This window comes from Paraburkholderia sp. SECH2 (genome assembly GCF_030464795.1).
Classification (GTDB): domain Bacteria; phylum Pseudomonadota; class Gammaproteobacteria; order Burkholderiales; family Burkholderiaceae; genus Paraburkholderia; species Paraburkholderia aspalathi.
In genome coordinates, this window is record NZ_JALPRH010000025.1 from 15190 (window position 1) to 32011 (window position 16822).

The following is a 16822-nucleotide window of genomic DNA, read 5'->3' on the forward strand; positions in this document are numbered from 1 at the left end:
CAGCTTGCCACCGAATCCGCCTGGCACGTTGTGCCGCCTCCGTTTTACAGAGCCGGTTTCCAGAACCGCATAGGCGTGCGTCGCCAGTCTCCTCAGCTCCCCACCGGCGAAGCCAGATAATTCCAGTCGTGCAGGAAAATCTGCTCGAAGTAAGCCGCGGCATCGGCGCTATGAATGATCAGGCCCGCATCGCGATTGCGCAGCGTGCCGTCCGCCGACCAGTTCTGGCTGCTGACCATGACGACATTTCCATCGACCACGATTCCCTTGTTGTGAACGTTCGCCTGCCGGCGCAGCACCGACGACGGGACGCCCGCCGCGACCAGCTTTTCGACCCATGCGTCGTTCTGAAACTGACTGGTGATGAGACGCACGTCGAGTTTGCGGTCGATGAGCGCCTTCACCGCCGCAATCAACGCATCATGTTGTGCATCGTCCGGGCGTCCGCTCGGATGGATATATTGGGTCTGCATGTAGAAGCGCTGCTGGGTGGACTCGATGAGCGCCTGAACATGCGGCTGATAGTTATCGGGCGTGAGTAGCGGCTGGATTTGTACGGTATCGCTCAACGTTCTGGGCGCGAAGAACTGGCGCGGGGCTTTGCCGGCTGCAAACGCTTCGATCGGAACGTCGAGAGCGGCGTTTCCGGCTCCCGGAATATCCAGCCCCTGTGCCTTGGCATCAGTTATCGCGTCGTGGGAGACCGCATAGTCGTGCTGCAGGAATGCGCGGAACGTGCTGGCCAACGCCTTGCTCGTGACAATCACATGCCAGTCGCGATCGCTTTTCTCGGCGAGCTTGCGCGCGGCTGCCACGTCCGACAGATCGATCTCCGGCTGATTGCTGTTGTTCCAGTTGCCCGAGGAGAGCCAGAAGGTATCGTCTTCGCGCACAGCGACCTTAATGTGATACGCGTTTGGATAGATCCAGACAGGTGCCTTCGGGTCGGCATTGGTGAGCGCCCATGTGCCGGCGAAGCGTTCGCCGAGCTTCTTCGATAGATCGGTCTGGGTTTGCTCGTCGGTCTGGTCGGCGGTGGGATTCTTCGCGGGATGATCGAGCGTGAGCGTCAGCTTCTGGTCCCCGGCAAACGCGGACTCGACTGCGGTAAGAATGTGCTCGGACGTGAAGTCGTACATTCCCACCACCAGTTCTTCGCGAACGCCGGCGATGAAATTCGATAGCTCCGCCCATCCGGCATCGGGACTCGCGTGCAGGACCAGGGAGACCTGCTCCGTCACCGCATCGAGATTCGCATCGGGCGCCGGTGTGTACGGAATCTCCACCTTGCGCGCGCGGGCAGCGACGAACGCCTGGAGCGGCGCAGGCGGACTCGCGAGTGCGTTGCCTTGTCTATCGAAGAACACCTGGTCCGCGAAATCGGGTTGCCGCAGTTCATGGCGGGCTTCAGCTAGTGCGCAATATCGCGACGGATCTAGCGTCTGCATCGATTCCATGGTGTCGGCTGCGCGTACATCGACGGGTACGCCGTCGATCTGCTTCGGCAGTGCGGCTTGTAGCGCTGTAAGCTTGTCCGCCGACACGGTGACGACAATGGCACGCATCACAGCGCGCCCAGGCGTCGCCCATTGCAAGCCGCTACGCACGGACAGCACGCCCTCTTGCCGGAACGACTCGGCGTGCGTGTCGAGCATGGTCCGGATGTTGATCGCTGGGGTTTCCCGCGCAGAAACGGTGGTGTCGGCAGGGTCCGTCTTGAGGCGAGCGAGCGCCGCCGAGAAAAGAGCCGCGCCGGTTGGCAACGCACTGGCGAATATCATGCGGCGCGCGTCCCGCCGTTCCACCGCCGGTGCGCTGGCTTTCAATTGCGAGAGCGGCTGGGGCAACTGTGTGAGGCCGTCGACGAAGCTGCGCAACGACCGTCCCCCCGTCAGCGATCCGCCACCGGGTTGCCCGGATGCGAGATCGATAATTTCGGGCGCGCCGAAATGCCTGACCTGCTGCAACTTGTTGTGCTGCGGGTTGAACCAGGTGAGATAGCCATTAGGCAGCACCTGACGGGGCCGCGTGATCTTGCCACTGAAACTGTAGCGTGCGCCCGACGTGCCGGCAGGGTCGAAATAATTGGGCGTGTAGAAGTCCGAGACCAGCACGTCGTCGATCAGATAGGCGCAGGTTGCGTCTTCGGGCGGATCGCAAATCTCGACCAGGTATTCGACCTTGCCGTCACCGTCCTGCACTTCGTTGTCGATGATCGTCACCGCATTGGCCGCGGTGAGGCGGTTGCCGCCCGGATCGACCAGCATTTCAAGTATCTCGTGACTCGCCGATAGCGACCACGTATTGCCGGCCAGGACAACCGCGAACGGCTGGTTGTGTTCGGTCAGGTGAAAGCCGGCGGCCCCCGCTTGAACCTCGTCCACTACGTAAACCGGCCAGACGCCTGGATCGAGATGGTCAGTGGACTCGAGCGCGACGACCGTGCCCGACACGTTCCAGATCGGGGCGAGATCGCGGCTGATCTGCAGGTTGAGTGCCTGCGCGACACGGACGACATCGGTGTAAGGTACGGCGGCGGATTGCGATACGATTCCAACGCGGGCGGTCAACATGGCATGTCTCCTGGGTGAGGACGGAACAGCTCATGCCCAGCGTGACGCGTTGTTATGGCGTGGCCATGACAGCAGTGTGTCCGTCCCGCAAAGCGGACACGAACGAGTCACACATTTTGCGCTCTAGACGACTGGTCTAATTGAGGCCATAATCCGGTTCCTATGAGAGCTAGCCACCCCCACATTCGCCGCCACATCCTCGACGCCGGGCGCGCGCTGATCGCGCGCAAGGGCTTTGTCGCGGTCGGGTTGAACGAGATTCTGACGACTGCCGAGATCCCGAAGGGCTCGTTCTATCACTACTTCGGCTCGAAGGAATCGTTCGGCAGCGAGTTGCTGCAGCAATACGTTGCCGACTACGCGGTGCGTCTCGACGAGCTGTTCGGTCGGCCGGGCGTCAACGGTCGTGACAAGCTGCTGAGCTACTGGGCTGCCTGGCAGCAGGAGCAACTGGATCAGGACGGCGACGAAAAGTGCCTGGTGGTGAAGCTGAGCGCGGAAGTCGGCGACCTGTCCGATGAGATGCGCGTGGTGCTGCGCGACGGCGTCGACCGCCTGATGGTGCGTCTTGCTTCCGTGATCGAAGAAGGCCAGGCAGACGGCTCGCTTTCGCCGGAGATCCGGGCTCGGGAGGCGGCGGAACTCCTGTATCACATGTGGCTCGGCGCGGCGCTCGTCACCAAGCTGCGGCAGGATGGAAGCGCGATGGCGCAAGCCATGGCGGTCACGCAGAGCGTCCTGCGCGCCGCATGACATGGTCGCGGCCGAGGCGGTGATGTTGATTAGGTTCTTCGAACAGCAGCATCAACCGAAGCACTCAGAAAACCATTTGCAGAAGCACCCAGAGAAGCACCCAAACAAGCACTCGCAGAACCCCTCACTCCGCGCAGAACGGAGCCCTCATCGTTGCACATTCCAGGAGATCGACTTTGCGTAGCGTTATCTATTCCTCTTTCGGCAATCCCGCCGAGGTACTGCAGGTCGCGGAACGTCCCACGCCGAATCCCGGCGCGGGCCAGGTGCGCATCAAATCGACCTTGTCGCCGATTCACAATCACGACCTCTGGACGATTCGCGGTCAGTACGGCTACAAGCCGAAATTGCCGGCCGTGGGCGGCACGGAAGTCGCCGGCGTGATCGACTCGATCGGCGAAGGTGTCGAACACCTGAAGCCCGGTCAACGCGTGGTGGTGGCCGGCATCTACGAGGGCTGGGCCGATTACGTTCTGGCCCCGGCGGCAGCGGTGGTCCCGCTGCCTGACGCGATCAGCGACGAAGTAGGTTGCCAACTGATCGCCATGCCGTTGAGCGCGGTCATGTTGCTCGAATATCTGCACCTCGAACCCGGTCAGTGGTTCATCCAGAACACGGCGAACGGTGCGGTCGGTAAGACTCTGGCGATGCTCGCCAACGCGCGTGGCATCAATGGGGTCAATCTGGTCAGGCGTGAGGCGGGCATTGCGGAATTGGCGGAGGTCGGCATCGGCAATGCAGTGTCGACCGAAAGCGACGGCTGGAAGAAGCGGGTTCGCGAGATCGTCGGCGATGCACCGATTATGGCGGGTGTCGATTCGGTGGGCGGCGACGCCAGCGGTGACATCTTCGGTCTGCTTGGCGAAAACGGCACTTTGGTGTCGTTCGGCGCGATGTCCAATGAACCGATGCGCCTCAGTTCCGGCGATGCGATCTTCAAACAGGCGACCGTCAAGGGTTTCTGGGCGAGCAAGATTTTCGAGGTCACTTCGGGGGCGGATAAAGCGCGAATGATCGGCGAATTGCTGAGGCTCGCTGCGTCGGGTGAACTGAAGCTGCCGGTGGAAGCCGTCTTCGACGTCGAGAACGTGGCGCAAGCTGCAGCGGAGAGCGGGAAGAGCGCTCGCAAGGGCAAAGTGCTGTTGCGGTTCTAACGAGCAGAGGCGTGTTGCTGCATCGACGCACAAGTTTATGCCGTGCAGTGTCACGCTGATGCCCGTTCGCAAGATCCTTCCAATGCCTGCCCACGTGAATCGTCGAACGGTTTCGGGGCAGGCGTTGTCCGCGCTTTCTCTCACCGACTCAACAACCCACTCCATGATCGAAGTCCATCACCTCAACGAATCCCGTTCGCGCCGCATTACCTGGTTGCTGGAAGAACTCGGCCTCGACTACACGCTCGTTCAATACCAGCGGAATCCGCAGACCCGTCTCGCTCCGCCGGAACTGATGGCGATCCATCCGCTGGGCAAGGCCCCTGTGATTCGCGACGGCGAGAAAGTGATTTTCGAGTCGGGTGCGATCGTAGACTATCTGATTCGCCGCCATGGCAACGGCCGCCTCGCCCCTGCATACGGAACCGACGAGTACGATCGTTACGCGCAGTTTCTGCACTATGCCGAAGGCTCGGCCATGCTGCCGCTGATGCTGAAGGTGTACACGGCGCGTCTTGGCGAAGGTGCGGCTCCGTTGCAACCGAGAATCGAAAGTGAGTTGCAGAATCACCTCGGTTTTCTGAATCAGGAATTGGCCGGCCGCGATTACCTGATGGGCGATGAATTGACGGGTGTCGATATCCAGCTCTCGTTCGTCGCGCAAACGTGCCTCAAGTTTTGCGGACGCGACGCGTTCCCGAATATCACTGCGTTTGTCGATCGCATCGAGGCGCGCCCCGCGTACCGGCGTGCGATGGAGAAGGGCGGCGCGTAAGTGATTGAGGGCTGCCGCGGCGCCATCGCTCGCCCGGCGCAGTCCCAGATCAATCAATCGGTGCAGTGACGCCCCTGCAGTTCCACATGTAACTGGACGAGCCACGCACGCGCGCAGTACGCGTCGATCGATGCCTGGTCGGCGGGCTCGTCGAGCAATCTGACCTGGTGTGCCGCTAAAGCCGCATCGAACGCGCGGCGTGCGCCCCATCGCAACGAAAACATGACGAGCAGTGCGAGTGCGATCGTGGCCCCGTGGTAGGGCAGCGAGGGCGGGTTGTCGTCGAACAGGCCGAACAGCACCGAAAGGGTCAGGCTCGGTATGATGGCGACGCACGTCGAGAGGCAGAGGAGCACGGCGTTTGCGCGCAGTGCGGTCGTAGTGGTGAGTTTCATCGAGTGAGATCCCGCAATCGGATAGCGGTCTCGATGCTGAACTCGCATGACTTACCTGATACTTACGGCCGGCGGGCTTTTCTGAGGCATGTGCTGCCGCGATCGTTCCCTATCCCGTGTGCTGCAACCCAATACGTCCGTTCCCACCGCTTCGAGTAAGTAACGAGTAAGTCCAGTGGTTCTAGAGTCGATGCCGCCTCATCCATCAACTCAGGACTCGACGTGAAAAAAACTCTTCGCCGTGAGCGCAGGCTGTTACTGGCTATCGCATCGTTCGCATCATTCTGGGCGTATTCGGGCACGGCCTGGGCCGACGGCCAGAGTCCGGAGCCGCCCACGGCGGACGACACAGGTTTCACCGTGCTGAACAATTCCACCAACGTGACGCATTGGGGTCTGGGCGTGGGCGCGGGCATCGAGCAGGCGCCTTACAAAGGCTACGGCACGAAATACACACCGATTCCGCTGATTTCGTTCGACAACAAATGGGTGCATGCATTTGGCACGGCTGTCGATCTGAAGATCGGCAAGTGGAGCAACGTGAGCCTCGCCTTGCGCGGACAATACGCCATCGGCGACGGCTACAAGGCGTCGGATGCACCGATCCTGAGCGGCATGCAGAACCGCAACGGCGCGTTCTGGTACGGCCCGGCGCTTGCATGGCACACCGCATACGGCACACTCTCGGGCGATTTTCTGGAGGGCGGCAACAAGGGCCAGAAAGCCACGATCGATTTCAGCAAGACCTTCGAGTACGGCAAATTCGAGTTCGAACCGCACGCCGGCGTGGATTGGTTGAGCAGCAAATATGTCGATTACTATTACGGCGTACGCTCGTCCGAAGCGCGCGCCGGGCGCCCGGAATATGCCGGCAAGGCGACCTACGACATCTCGGTCGGAACGCGTATCGACTACAAGTTCACGCGTCATCAGATCCTGATTCTCGACGTCGGCGTCGCGCACCTGGGCAGCGGCATCACCGACAGTCCGCTGGTGGGCAAACGCTATATTCCGCAAGCCAGGGTCGGCTACCTTTACGAATTCAACTGAGCACCACCGCATGTCGCGTGTCGCACTGATCGAAGACCACGAGCGCCTGGCCGGCATGATCCGTCAGGCGCTTTCCGCTGCAGGCATCGAGACCGATGTGTTCGGCACCATTTCGGAGGCGCATTATGGTGTGAGCCGTGCCGACTATGCGGTGCTCATCATCGATCGCGGGTTGCCGGATGGCGACGGCCTGACTTTTCTGCGGACGTTGCGCACGGCAGGGCAGATGACGCCCTCGCTCATGCTGACCGCGCGCGACGCGCTGCATGACCGCGTCGACGGATTGGAAAACGGTGCGGACGACTACGTGACCAAGCCCTTCGCCATGAGTGAACTGGTCGCGCGGGTGCGTACGCTGATGCGCCGGCCGGTAGCGCTGACGGATCTGGTGATTTCGTTCGGCGACGTCACGGTCGATCCGCAGCAACGCGCCATGCGCTGCGGCGCGCAGTCTGTTCTGCTGGCGCCTGCCGAGTTGCAGATCGTGCTGTGCCTCGTGAAGGCGGCGGGCGCCACCGTCCGGCACGCGGCGCTCGAACATGCCGCATGGGGACTCGGCGAAGCCGTCACGCCCAATGCGCTCGAAGTCACGCTGCATCGCCTGCGTAAAAAGCTGACCACGCTCGGCGCGACGACACGGCTCGCCAATATTCGCGGCGCGGGCTTCGCGCTTCAGGTTGCGGCCGGCTCCACCGCGCAGCACTAAATCAACGGCCCATTGCTCACCATGCTCAAACACTGGATTCGCAGTTTGTCCGCGCGGCTTTGGGTGACCAGCATTGTTGCTCTCGCGATCAGCCTGACCGTGCTGGCGACGGCCGCTACCTATGCGTTCAGTCACTTCCCTCAGCAGATGCTCGGGTTGCACGAGGAAATGGAAAGCGCCACGGCGATTACCAGTGGACTCCGGTTCGACGGTGCCGGCCGTCTGGTTTCCGTGGCGCTTCCTTCGCAGAAGGCCTGGCTTTTCGAGGTTGCGCCGACTGAACTGAAGTACCGGGTACTCGACGAACGCGGCAACGTGTTGCTGGCGTCGGAAGGTGCCCAGGGGAGTGAAGCATGGATTGCGGGTGATCTGTCCAGGGCCGTTGGCAATGTTCGGCGGGCGGAGATAGGGGCGAAGCCATTCGAAGTCCTGACGCTGCGGGTTGTGCGCGGCCCGGCAGTTTTCTATACCCAGACCGCAACGTCGGAGCGCTTCGTCGACGCGCTTATCGACGCCAAGGTCAGGCCGATGCCGGCGATCATCAAGACGATCATTGTCGTGGCCACGATCATTTTTGGCCTGACTTTCCCATTTACCGTGCATCGGGTGCTCAAGCCGCTCAGAGAGGCGTCGCGCGCGGCTGCGCGGATTACGCCGCGTAACCTCACGACGCGGCTCTCCGTCGAGGGCGTTCCGAGTGAAATCAAGCCGTTGATCCATGCCTTCAATGAAGCGCTCGACCGACTCGAAAACGGCTTCGCCGTGCAGCAGCAGTTTCTCGCGTCAGCCGCGCATGAATTGCAGACGCCGCTCACCTTGATCCGCGGCCAGATCGAACTGCAGCCAGGGATCAACGACAAGGAATTGCTGTTTCGCGAAATCGATCTGATGGCGCGTCAGGTTCGGCAACTGCTGCATCTCGCCGAAGTTAGCGAGTCGCAGAATTTCAGTTTCGGCGAGGTGAATATCGTCGACGTGGTGCAGGACGTTGTGGCTTATCTTGCGCGCAAGGCCGACCGCAAGCACGTGACGCTCCGGCTCGAAACCACGGTCGCGTCGCCGTCGATCTGGGCGGATCGAAGCGCGTTGTTCATTCTGCTCAAGAACATCGTTGAAAACGCGATCAACGCCTCGCCGGCACATAGCTCGGTCGTGCTGATCGTCGATGCCGTCTCGGTGCAGGTTCAGGACGAAGGACCGGGCATCAGGCAGGAGTATCTGCCGTTTCTCTTCAAGCGGTTCTGGCGCGCGCCGGATGCACGGCATGACGGCGCCGGACTCGGTCTCGCGATCTGCAAGGAGATCGCGACGGCTCACGAATGGCGCCTGACCGTGAGCAGTCTGATGTCAGGCACACGCTTCGCAGTGTGGTTCTCGTAGCGCCGCGCTTGTTGCGCTTGTATCGATCTTCAGCCGATTTTCAACCGGCCATCAAGCCGGTTCGCTCAACGCCGGTTCATTAGCGATCTGTTTGATGATCGCCTCCATCAAGCCCGGAAAGCGGGCATCCAACTCGTCACGCCTCAGCGAATTCTGATGCACGGTGCCGGCAACGCGCGTGCGCACCAGTCCCGCCTCACGCAGGATCCGGAAGTGATGGGAGACGCTCGACTTGGGGCGGCCGCCGTCAAGGTCGCCGCAGGTGGCCTCGTCGACCGTTGAAAGCTGACGGACGATCTCGAGGCGCACGGGGTCGCTAAGAGCATGAAAGAGCCGTCCGAGCGTGAAATCCTCGGCGGCAGGATGGGTATAGGTGCGCATTGTGCAGATGATAAAGGTTTCTGCCATACTCCATAGTTCGATGTTTGTCGAACTACCGTACAAGCATGTTCACAGGAGTTTAGCCCGATGTCAGCATTATTTCAGCCCTACAAGCTCAAGGACGTTTCCTTGCGCAACCGGATCGCCATTCCGCCGATGTGCCAGTACACCGCCGAAGACGGCCTGATCAACGACTGGCACCGCGTCCACCTCGCCGGTCTGGCGCGCGGCGGTGCGGGGCTGGTGATCGTCGAGGCGACGGCGGTGTCGCCCGAGGGCCGTATCACGCCGGGCTGCGCGGGCATCTGGACCGACGAGCAGGCGCAGGCTTTCGCGCCGGTCGTTGCGTCGATCAAGGCTGCGGGCGCCGTGCCGGGCATCCAGATCGGTCACGCGGGCCGTAAAGCCAGCGCCAACCGCCCGTGGGAAGGCGACGACCACATCGCAGAAAGCGACTCCCGCGGCTGGCAGACCATCGCACCGTCGGCGATCGCCTTCGGCGGCGGGCTGCCGAAAGTACCGAAAGCGATGACGCTTGACGACATCGCCCGCGTGCGCGAAGACTTCGTCGCCGCTGCCAAGCGGGCCCGTGATGCGGGTTTTGAATGGCTCGAACTGCACTTCGCACACGGCTACCTCGGCCAGAGCTTTTTCTCGACGCACTCCAATCAACGCGATGACGCGTACGGCGGCAGCCTCGAAAACCGCAGCCGCTTCCTGCTGGAAACCCTGGCCGCTGTGCGCAAGGTGTGGCCTGAGCATCTGCCGTTGACGGCGCGTTTCGGCGTGATCGAGTACGACGGACGCGACGAGGAAACACTCGCCGAATCGATCGAGCTCGCGAAGAATTTCAAGCGCGAAGGGCTGGATATGTTGAGCGTCAGCGTGGGCTTCTCCACGCCTGCCGCACGTATTCCATGGGCGCCGGCGTTCCTCGCGCCGATCGCAGAGCGTGTGCGCCGCGAAGCCGGTATCGCCGTTTCGTCCGCGTGGGGCATCGATACGCCGGAACTGGCGGACCGCTCCATCAAGAACGAGCAACTGGACCTGGTGATGGTCGGCCGCGCGCATCTGGCCGATCCGCACTGGCCGTACCATGCGGCGCGCAAGCTGGGTATCGAACGTCCTTCGTGGACGCTGCCGGCACCGTACGCGCATTGGCTCGAACGTTACGCTGTCGCCTGAACGTTGCGGGACGCGTACGCTAAGCGAAGGCTCTGAAAACGTAAAAAGCGCGTAAAAAGCGCGTAAAAAGCGCGTGGCAGGGTGTGAATTTCATTCACTCTGCTACGCGCTTTTTGTCGTTCAGCCCTGCTGCGGATTGCTTATCCTTTGACGTGCTCCGTCGAGAGCCAGCCGCCGCTGACACCGATCTGCGCCACCTGTTTTGCCACCGCGTCGGCGAGGCGTTTTGCGTCCGCTGAAACGCCAGCCTTCTTGGTTTCGGAGACAGCGTGCAAGCTGCCGCCCACAGCAGCCGAAGTCGCGATGCTTCCGGCGGCTGCACCCACGCCGGCTGTTTCGACCATGCCAGGTGCTTTGCCGCTGTCGCCGGTGGCATTGAAACTTTGCACCAGCCGCGCGGTGCCGCCAGCCGGCTTGTAGAGAATCTGCACGGAGCTGCTTACCTCGCTCTTGCCGGCGCCGAGTCCAATCAGCACGCGGCGGCGGCGATTGCCCGCGTCGATCGTGTCGAAGCTGCCTTGCACGAGCAGGACGTTCTGGTCGGCCGGGGCGGGGATGTCCGAACGAATCGCGCGCAACCCCATCGATTGCAATTGATGCACGATTTCGTTAGCCACCTGCTCACGCACGGCGATCGCATCGGCTGATTGTTTTTCCGCGGCGGACGAACCGTCGAGTTGCGCCTTCAATTTCTTCAGTATGCCGCCGTTGTCCAGTTTCACCTGATCCGGATTGGAGTCGAAGGTGTAGACATAAATATTGTCCGGACGCACTTGCGGCTGTGCGCTGGTCTGGGTCGCGTTGTTGATGCTGCCGCCGGCGCAACCGGTCAGGAGCGCGCTACCGCAGACCATCGCAACGCATGCAAAACGGGCGGCATTCTTTTTGAGGAAACTCACTGAAGTGAACATGTTCATCCTGTCGTCGGCACGCGGTGCCGTTAGCTTCGAATGCATCTTCCGATGATCGGGCAACCGTGGGATCGTTGATCATCGGGGTTGCATTCGCACACGCGTTTTCACGCAAAGCACCCTTGATCTCATGCGTCTTTTTTCGTACGCACCGGCAGCGAAACGAAGTATGGGCGAGTCACTTCCCGAACTCCATTCAACAATTATTTCGCGCAATGTCACGGCGAAACATGCAGCCGTGGGGCAGGTTTGGCATGGGGTGAATGCGACGGCAGAGTGTCAACTCAAGGCAAGTTTGACGATGCAGCAAAGAACGAAGACAAGAAGAATGGCGGCGACGGCCATATTGAGCGGATAGCGCATTGTTCACCAGGCACTAGCGTTACGGTGCTCTCATCCTAATCACCTGAGGGAAGATGAAAAGTGGGCAGTGAGGCGGCAATGTGCGACAGCTAACGCAGCGCGCCGATCGGCTGCGCTGCTTTTCGACGGAAGCGCTTCCAACCGATTTTCTATCGGGACGAATTGCCGTGTCCCTTGCTTTGGGTTGGAATTACCGGCCGTTCGACTGCGTGATAATCGAGTCCGCGCTTTATTGCTGAGCAGCCGGTTGCACCTCTGCCGGCATGCCATGCGGCTGCCTGTTCGTCGCAACGAGATCTTCCGACAGACTGGTGCGCAGCGTCGCAATCGCCTGGTCAGGATTGGCCGGCTTCAATTGCTCGCGGGCCAACGAGTCGTACACGTAGTGACGCAGCATCGGATCTTGCGTCTTGCTCAACACCTCGTGATACACGGCGACGATCTCGCCTTCACGCCCGCTCATCGCATACAGGCGGCGCAACTGTTCCAGATCGTTGACTACCGCGAAACCCGGACCCATTGGCCCATGCGGGAAAGATGGCCCGTCGCCGTGATGCGGCTCGCCGTGCGCGGGGGCTGAAGCGGGCGGCGGTGCGGCCGCTTCCTGTGCCAGCGCGCCAGTGGCGGCTGCGGTCAAAACGGCGGCCAGTGCCGCGCTCAGCATTCCTTTTTTCATGATGTCGCTCCCATTGAGACAGCACCGGGGCAACGTGCGCCGGTACATGGGAAACGATAGTCGACATGCCGTTTTGCCGGGTTACTGAAGCTATCTTGTAACTTACAGGGCCTTGCATGCTTCGTGGCCTAAACCCGTCGAACGTTCCGGCAAAGAGACGCCCGACGCCAGGGTGTGCCCGCTGGCGCAATGTGGCCGGATGGCGCATGATTGACGCAATGTGCCGTCCGACCCCAGAAGCAGCACGCCTCGACGGGAGACGCGGCGCACGCGACGCCACTGCTGCCTATGCCGGAGAAACCTGTCGCGGCGAGGCACCGCGGGCGAATATTTAACCGTTAAGGAGGATTTCGCATGAGCCAACCTGACGCCACCAATCCGTTTGGCGACTTCACCAAAATGCTGGAGCAGTTCAAGCTTCCCGGCTTCGACGTACCCGCCATCATGGAAGCGCGACGCAAGGACGTGGAAGCACTGGTTCAGGCGAATCAGACGGCATTCCAGGGTATGCAGTCACTTGCGCAGAAACAGACCGAGATGCTGCGCACCACGTTGGGCGAATTGCAGTCGCTCACCGGGCAGTTGTCGGCCGGCGGCGCCGCGCCTCCGGCGAAAGCTGCTGAACTGATCCAGCAAAGCCTGCATAAGTCGCTCGCCGACATGCAGCAGTTGGCGCAAGCCGCGTATCAGACGCAGGCTGAGTCGTATGCGGTGATCGCAAAACGCGTAGAAGAAAATGTGCAGGAGCTTAAATCGCTCTTGCAACAGCAGCAGAAAAAGTAACGGACGCGGCTTACTGAAGCCGCAATGAATTAGCACCGAAGTACCCGATGCCGCGGATGACCATCAAGTTATCCGCGGCATTTTTTTGCCGCTTCGAACCGTATAAGTACGCGATTTTCTCTTCACACAAAAGCAGTCCGCACGTGCCGCAATGATCAGATGAAACAGGTCCGCAGACGCGAATTATTCTGCGAACGCTTACATTATTGGTGACATGCGACACGCATTAATATTTTTCTACTGTGGCCCCGTTATTTAATGCGTGTGTTCGCTTTAAACAGGACGTGTCGGCAAAATCTGCGCTCAAGCGACGTCCCTTGGTGATCCTGTCCTCAAATATCAAACAGGTTCAAACGGCGTCGAGCAAGCAGAAGGTTTAAATCATCCCGCAAACGATTGCCATGCCCTTGCGCGGTCACTAAAGTTTCGCGCAGCCACTCCGTAGACGCATTCACGCAACCCAACCGGTGTGAATGCAGAACCGGCACCGCCGGTCAGGAGTGCGCCCCTGGATTCCCCGTTCGTGATCGGCTCATCCGCTGGCCACGAGCGTTTCACCTCGAAGGAAATCTCTTGAAACCGATGCTTTCTACAAGCATTGCTCGCGCAATGCTCGGGGCAGGCTGCGCGCTGTCGTTTGCCGCGCACGCCACGCTCGGCCAGAACGTCAGTTCTGTCGACAGCGATCAGACGAGCCTTCACGCCGTGGCTCATACGGTCACTACGCAAAGCGCGTATTCGGTGCACCTGGTGACGATGCCGTCCGGCACGCTGGTGCGCGAGTACGTCGCGCCCAACGGCATCGTCTTCGGTGTCGCGTGGCAGGGCCCGACGCTGCCGGATCTGAAAACCATGCTGGGCGCGTCGTTCGACCAGTACGTCGCCGCTACCGCAACCCGGCGTGGCACGCCGCTCGCGGTGTCCGGCAGCGATCTGGTGGTGTTCTCCGGCGGGCACCTGCGCGCGTTTGCCGGCTACGCCTATCTGCCGCAAGCGGTGCCTGCGGGCGTCGATGTCGGCGTCATTCAATAACGGAGCGAATCATGCGTCATACGTCTTCGTTCGTTACCCTCCTGTGCGCGGCGCTGCTCGCGTTGCTCGTCAGTGCCTGCGGCGGTGGAGGCGGCGGCTCCGGCGGTTCCAGCTCCTCATCGAGTTCCGGCACAACGAGCCTTTCAGCTGGTCCCACCGTCACCAATACCTCGCCTTCGCCGCAAGTGGTGGCCGCCAACGCGGTGCGCGTAACGGTCGACGCCGGCGTGAGCAATGTGCCGAACATGCCGTTCGTCAGCATCACGATTTGTGCGCCCGGCACCAGCCAGTGTCAAACCATTGATCACATCCTGGTGGATACCGGTTCGTGGGGCGTGCGCGTGTTCGCCTCGCAACTGCCCGCCTCGATGGCGCTGCCGCAACAGAAGGACGCCGCGGGCCATCTGGTTGCCGAATGCATGCAGTTCTTCGACGGCTACACATGGGGTTCGGTGAAGCTCGCCGACCTGCAGATCGCCGGTGAAAAAGCGGCCTCGCTGCCGATCCAGGTGATCGACCCGAACTACGCTTCGGTGCCGTCGGATTGCGCGAGCGTCGGCGCGTCGCGCAACACGCCGGGTACGTTGCAGGCCAACGGCATTCTGGGCATCGGCGTGTTCAAGCACGACTGCGGCGCGAATTGTGTGCAACAGGCAGTGGCCGGCACGTATTACGGCTGCAGCGGCACGACCTGCACGTCGATTCCGCTTGCTGAAGCGCTGCAAGTCGCCAATCCGATTCCGTACTTCGCCACCGACAACAACGGTTCGATGTTGAGCTTGCCGACGGTGTCGGGCGGCGCGCAGTCGGTCAGCGGGCAACTGGTGTTCGGCATCGGTACGCAGACCAACAATGCGCTGGGCAGCGCGCAGGTGATCGGCGTGAGTCCGTCGAACGGCACCTTTACGACGGTACAGAACGGCACGACGTATTCGAGCAGTATTCTGGACAGCGGCTCGACGGGTCTGTTCTTCCAGACCAGTGTGATGCCGGCATGCGCGAGCCCCAATAGCGCCTACTACTGCCCGGCGTCGACCGAGTCGTTGAGCGCGATGATCCAGGGGGTGAACGGCACGACGAGCGCGGTGAGCTTCAGCGTCGGCAATGCCACGACGATCTCGCAGACGTATAGCGGCGATTCAGCGTTGCCGCTGCTGGCGGGGCCGGCATTTGTAACGTCGTCGATTTTCGACTGGGGCCTGCCGTTCTTCTACGGGCGTAACGTGTACGCCGCCGTCGAGCAGCAGACGACGCCTGGCGGTACGGGGCCTTATGTCGCGTATTGAGTGATCGGCCAGGTTTGGCTCCGATGAAAAAAACCCGCTGCCGGTTGATCCTGCAGCGGGTTTTTTTATAGATTCTCGAAGCGGTCCACGTGCGGGGGGTGTGACTGACTGGACTAACGCCGGCGTGCGGCCCGCTTGGCGGGTGCTGCTTTGACGGCGGCGGGTTCGGATTGCAAGGGCGGCGCTGACGGCGCGGCTGTCTGCATGACGGGCGCCTGCATGGGTTCTTGCGACGTGACAGGTTGAGCGACGGGTTGTGGCGCAGACAGCGGCGCCGGCTTCGCCGCTTCACGCGGTTGCGTTTTATCACCGGCTGCCGCAATCACCCGATGCACGAATCGCAGCTTATCCACGACCGGCGAGGCCAGCGTGAACGGATACCCGTCGGGCATGCCGAGACTGCGATTCAGGCTGTTCAACGCATACGTGAGCGGAAACCAGCGTTTCATCAGATTCTCGAAGCTCGCGTCTTCGATGGGCGTGCGGTCGGTCAGCGTCGGCTCGCTCGGGTCGTCGGGCAGCAAGGCGAGGCCATATGAGGTCGACGTATCCAGTACGTCGACGATCAGCATGTAGTGCGCCCACGTCTCTGCCCAATCTTCCCAAGGATGCATCGTCGCATAGGCGCTGATATACGAACCCTGCCAGTCTTTTGGCGCGCCGTCGCGGTAGTAGGCCGTCAGCGCTTCGCCGTAGTCGGCGCGCTCATCGCCGAACAGCTTGCGGTAGGGCTCGAGCCAGCGCGGGTCGTTCTCGACCAGCTGGCTGAAGTAGTAGTGGCCCGTCTCGTGGCGGAAGTGCCCGAGCAGCGTGCGGTAGGGCTCGCCCATCGCGCTGCGCACCTTTTCGCGGTAGGCGTCTTCGGCTTCGGCGATGTTCAGCGTGATCAGGCCGTTGTCGTGGCCGGTCATGACGCGCTTGCCGTCGCCGCCGTCCTCGAGGAATTCGAATGCCAGGCCGGATTCGGGATCGTCCTTGCGCGAAGGCACGTCGAGGCCGAGCGCGGCCAGCGTGTACAGCAGACGCCGCTTCGCCATCTCCAGCCGGTACCAGTAGAGCCGGTTGTCCGGCGCGCTCAGATTCGGAATCGTGCGCGTGAGCTGGCAGGCGCGGCACAGCGTGTCGGGCGAGTCGGCGGGGATCATCCAGTTGCAGACATTTTCGACCGCGTAGTTGTGGCATTGCCGGAACAATGCACCCTCGCCACGCGGGTGCAGGCTGCGCCAGCGGCCTTCACCGGCGTCTTCGAAAGCGCTGATTTCGGCCAGTTCAGGCACATATCCGAGCAATGCCTCGCAGCGTTCGCAACGAACGTTTTCATAGAACACAAGGTGCGAGCAGCGATTGCAGTGGAAGGTTTTCATTGATCGAACCTGGGTGGTGGGTGGCAGTCTTGGGGCGAAGCTAACGCGCAATCTT

Annotated in this window: 16 protein-coding genes; 10 read left to right on the forward strand and 6 right to left on the reverse strand. The window is 61.4% G+C overall.

All coding sequences use genetic code 11. The annotated features are described in order from the left end of the window. Positions 1-92 precede the first annotated feature (92 nt). The gene (locus M0D66_RS30195) at positions 93-2573 is read right to left on the reverse strand and encodes a phospholipase D-like domain-containing protein (RefSeq protein WP_211707477.1); all 2481 of its coding nucleotides are present in this window, start codon (positions 2571-2573) and stop codon (positions 93-95) included. A gap of 162 nt (positions 2574-2735) precedes the next feature. Here M0D66_RS30195 and M0D66_RS30200 point away from each other — a divergent pair, with 162 nt between their 5' ends. The 3 genes from M0D66_RS30200 (at position 2736) to M0D66_RS30210 (ending at position 5255) form a co-directional block, all read left to right on the forward strand. Beyond that, positions 2736-3326, forward strand: coding sequence for a TetR/AcrR family transcriptional regulator (locus M0D66_RS30200; RefSeq protein ID WP_200619267.1), 591 nt, complete (start codon positions 2736-2738; stop codon positions 3324-3326). A gap of 176 nt (positions 3327-3502) precedes the next feature. After that, positions 3503-4480: a zinc-binding dehydrogenase gene (locus M0D66_RS30205; RefSeq protein ID WP_200619268.1), complete on the forward strand. Its 978-nt coding sequence runs from the start codon at positions 3503-3505 to the stop codon at positions 4478-4480. A 163-nt stretch (positions 4481-4643) separates the two neighbouring features. Then, positions 4644-5255 (forward strand): glutathione S-transferase family protein, encoded by a 612-nt coding sequence (locus M0D66_RS30210; protein ID WP_211707478.1) that lies wholly within the window; start codon positions 4644-4646, stop codon positions 5253-5255. 53 nt (positions 5256-5308) lie between these two features. Here the strand turns inward: M0D66_RS30210 and M0D66_RS30215 are convergent, their stop codons facing one another. After that, complete coding sequence (locus tag M0D66_RS30215) at positions 5309-5650, reverse strand: hypothetical protein (RefSeq protein ID WP_211707479.1); 342 nt, start codon at positions 5648-5650, stop codon at positions 5309-5311. A 222-nt stretch (positions 5651-5872) separates the two neighbouring features. Between M0D66_RS30215 and M0D66_RS30220 the strand changes: the two genes are divergently transcribed. The 3 genes from M0D66_RS30220 to M0D66_RS30230 are packed head-to-tail and all read left to right on the forward strand — an operon-like array spanning position 5873 to position 8786. Beyond that, positions 5873-6700: a MipA/OmpV family protein gene (locus M0D66_RS30220; RefSeq protein ID WP_200619271.1), complete on the forward strand. Its 828-nt coding sequence runs from the start codon at positions 5873-5875 to the stop codon at positions 6698-6700. 10 nt (positions 6701-6710) lie between these two features. Beyond that, positions 6711-7406, forward strand: a complete 696-nt coding sequence (locus M0D66_RS30225) for a response regulator transcription factor (RefSeq protein ID WP_200653804.1) — start codon at positions 6711-6713, stop codon at positions 7404-7406. A 21-nt stretch (positions 7407-7427) separates the two neighbouring features. Beyond that, positions 7428-8786, forward strand: a complete 1359-nt coding sequence (locus tag M0D66_RS30230; RefSeq protein ID WP_093634886.1) for an ATP-binding protein — start codon at positions 7428-7430, stop codon at positions 8784-8786. Positions 8787-8837: 51 nt separating this feature from the next. Here M0D66_RS30230 and M0D66_RS30235 read toward each other — a convergent pair whose 3' ends face one another. Beyond that, positions 8838-9167: a helix-turn-helix transcriptional regulator gene (locus M0D66_RS30235; RefSeq protein WP_054040413.1), complete on the reverse strand. Its 330-nt coding sequence runs from the start codon at positions 9165-9167 to the stop codon at positions 8838-8840. Positions 9168-9254: 87 nt separating this feature from the next. Between M0D66_RS30235 and M0D66_RS30240 the strand changes: the two genes are divergently transcribed. Continuing rightward, positions 9255-10352 carry an NADH:flavin oxidoreductase/NADH oxidase gene (locus tag M0D66_RS30240; RefSeq protein ID WP_200653802.1) on the forward strand — a complete coding sequence of 366 codons (1098 nt, stop codon included), beginning with the start codon at positions 9255-9257 and terminating at the stop codon, positions 10350-10352. A gap of 140 nt (positions 10353-10492) precedes the next feature. Here the strand turns inward: M0D66_RS30240 and M0D66_RS30245 are convergent, their stop codons facing one another. Both M0D66_RS30245 and M0D66_RS30250 read right to left on the reverse strand, forming a co-directional pair. Continuing rightward, positions 10493-11263 carry a DUF4410 domain-containing protein gene (locus M0D66_RS30245; protein ID WP_200653801.1) on the reverse strand — a complete coding sequence of 257 codons (771 nt, stop codon included), beginning with the start codon at positions 11261-11263 and terminating at the stop codon, positions 10493-10495. Between the two features lie 592 nt (positions 11264-11855). Continuing rightward, positions 11856-12302: a hypothetical protein gene (locus tag M0D66_RS30250; protein ID WP_211707480.1), complete on the reverse strand. Its 447-nt coding sequence runs from the start codon at positions 12300-12302 to the stop codon at positions 11856-11858. Between the two features lie 354 nt (positions 12303-12656). Between M0D66_RS30250 and phaP the strand changes: the two genes are divergently transcribed. The 3 genes from phaP to M0D66_RS30265 all read left to right on the forward strand — a co-directional run bounded on the left by phaP (position 12657) and on the right by M0D66_RS30265 (position 15403). Next, the gene (gene phaP, locus M0D66_RS30255; protein ID WP_093634883.1) at positions 12657-13085 is read left to right on the forward strand and encodes a phasin family protein; all 429 of its coding nucleotides are present in this window, start codon (positions 12657-12659) and stop codon (positions 13083-13085) included. A 582-nt stretch (positions 13086-13667) separates the two neighbouring features. Continuing rightward, the gene (locus M0D66_RS30260) at positions 13668-14117 is read left to right on the forward strand and encodes a DUF2844 domain-containing protein (protein ID WP_093634882.1); all 450 of its coding nucleotides are present in this window, start codon (positions 13668-13670) and stop codon (positions 14115-14117) included. A gap of 11 nt (positions 14118-14128) precedes the next feature. After that, positions 14129-15403: a DUF3443 domain-containing protein gene (locus M0D66_RS30265; protein ID WP_211707481.1), complete on the forward strand. Its 1275-nt coding sequence runs from the start codon at positions 14129-14131 to the stop codon at positions 15401-15403. A gap of 113 nt (positions 15404-15516) precedes the next feature. Here M0D66_RS30265 and M0D66_RS30270 read toward each other — a convergent pair whose 3' ends face one another. Further along, entirely contained in the window at positions 15517-16767 is a 1251-nt protein-coding gene (locus M0D66_RS30270) for a putative zinc-binding metallopeptidase (RefSeq protein ID WP_211707482.1), read from the reverse strand. Positions 16768-16822 lie beyond the last annotated feature (55 nt).

Excerpts from the sequence above, each read along its gene's own strand:
- M0D66_RS30230 (WP_093634886.1), top strand. The coding sequence starts at position 7,428 with ATGCTCAAACACTGGATTCGCAGTTTGTCCGCGCGGCTTTGGGTGACC.
- M0D66_RS30210 (WP_211707478.1), top strand. The coding sequence starts at position 4,644 with ATGATCGAAGTCCATCACCTCAACGAATCCCGTTCGCGCCGCATTACC.
- M0D66_RS30245 (WP_200653801.1), bottom strand. The coding sequence starts at position 11,263 with ATGTTCACTTCAGTGAGTTTCCTCAAAAAGAATGCCGCCCGTTTTGCA.
- M0D66_RS30195 (WP_211707477.1), bottom strand. The coding sequence starts at position 2,573 with ATGTTGACCGCCCGCGTTGGAATCGTATCGCAATCCGCCGCCGTACCT.
- M0D66_RS30235 (WP_054040413.1), bottom strand. The coding sequence starts at position 9,167 with ATGCGCACCTATACCCATCCTGCCGCCGAGGATTTCACGCTCGGACGG.
- M0D66_RS30270 (WP_211707482.1), bottom strand. The coding sequence starts at position 16,767 with ATGAAAACCTTCCACTGCAATCGCTGCTCGCACCTTGTGTTCTATGAA.
- M0D66_RS30225 (WP_200653804.1), top strand. The coding sequence starts at position 6,711 with ATGTCGCGTGTCGCACTGATCGAAGACCACGAGCGCCTGGCCGGCATG.
- M0D66_RS30200 (WP_200619267.1), top strand. The coding sequence starts at position 2,736 with ATGAGAGCTAGCCACCCCCACATTCGCCGCCACATCCTCGACGCCGGG.
- phaP (WP_093634883.1), top strand. The coding sequence starts at position 12,657 with ATGAGCCAACCTGACGCCACCAATCCGTTTGGCGACTTCACCAAAATG.
- M0D66_RS30250 (WP_211707480.1), bottom strand. The coding sequence starts at position 12,302 with ATGAAAAAAGGAATGCTGAGCGCGGCACTGGCCGCCGTTTTGACCGCA.
- M0D66_RS30215 (WP_211707479.1), bottom strand. The coding sequence starts at position 5,650 with ATGAAACTCACCACTACGACCGCACTGCGCGCAAACGCCGTGCTCCTC.
- M0D66_RS30260 (WP_093634882.1), top strand. The coding sequence starts at position 13,668 with ATGCTTTCTACAAGCATTGCTCGCGCAATGCTCGGGGCAGGCTGCGCG.
- M0D66_RS30265 (WP_211707481.1), top strand. The coding sequence starts at position 14,129 with ATGCGTCATACGTCTTCGTTCGTTACCCTCCTGTGCGCGGCGCTGCTC.
- M0D66_RS30240 (WP_200653802.1), top strand. The coding sequence starts at position 9,255 with ATGTCAGCATTATTTCAGCCCTACAAGCTCAAGGACGTTTCCTTGCGC.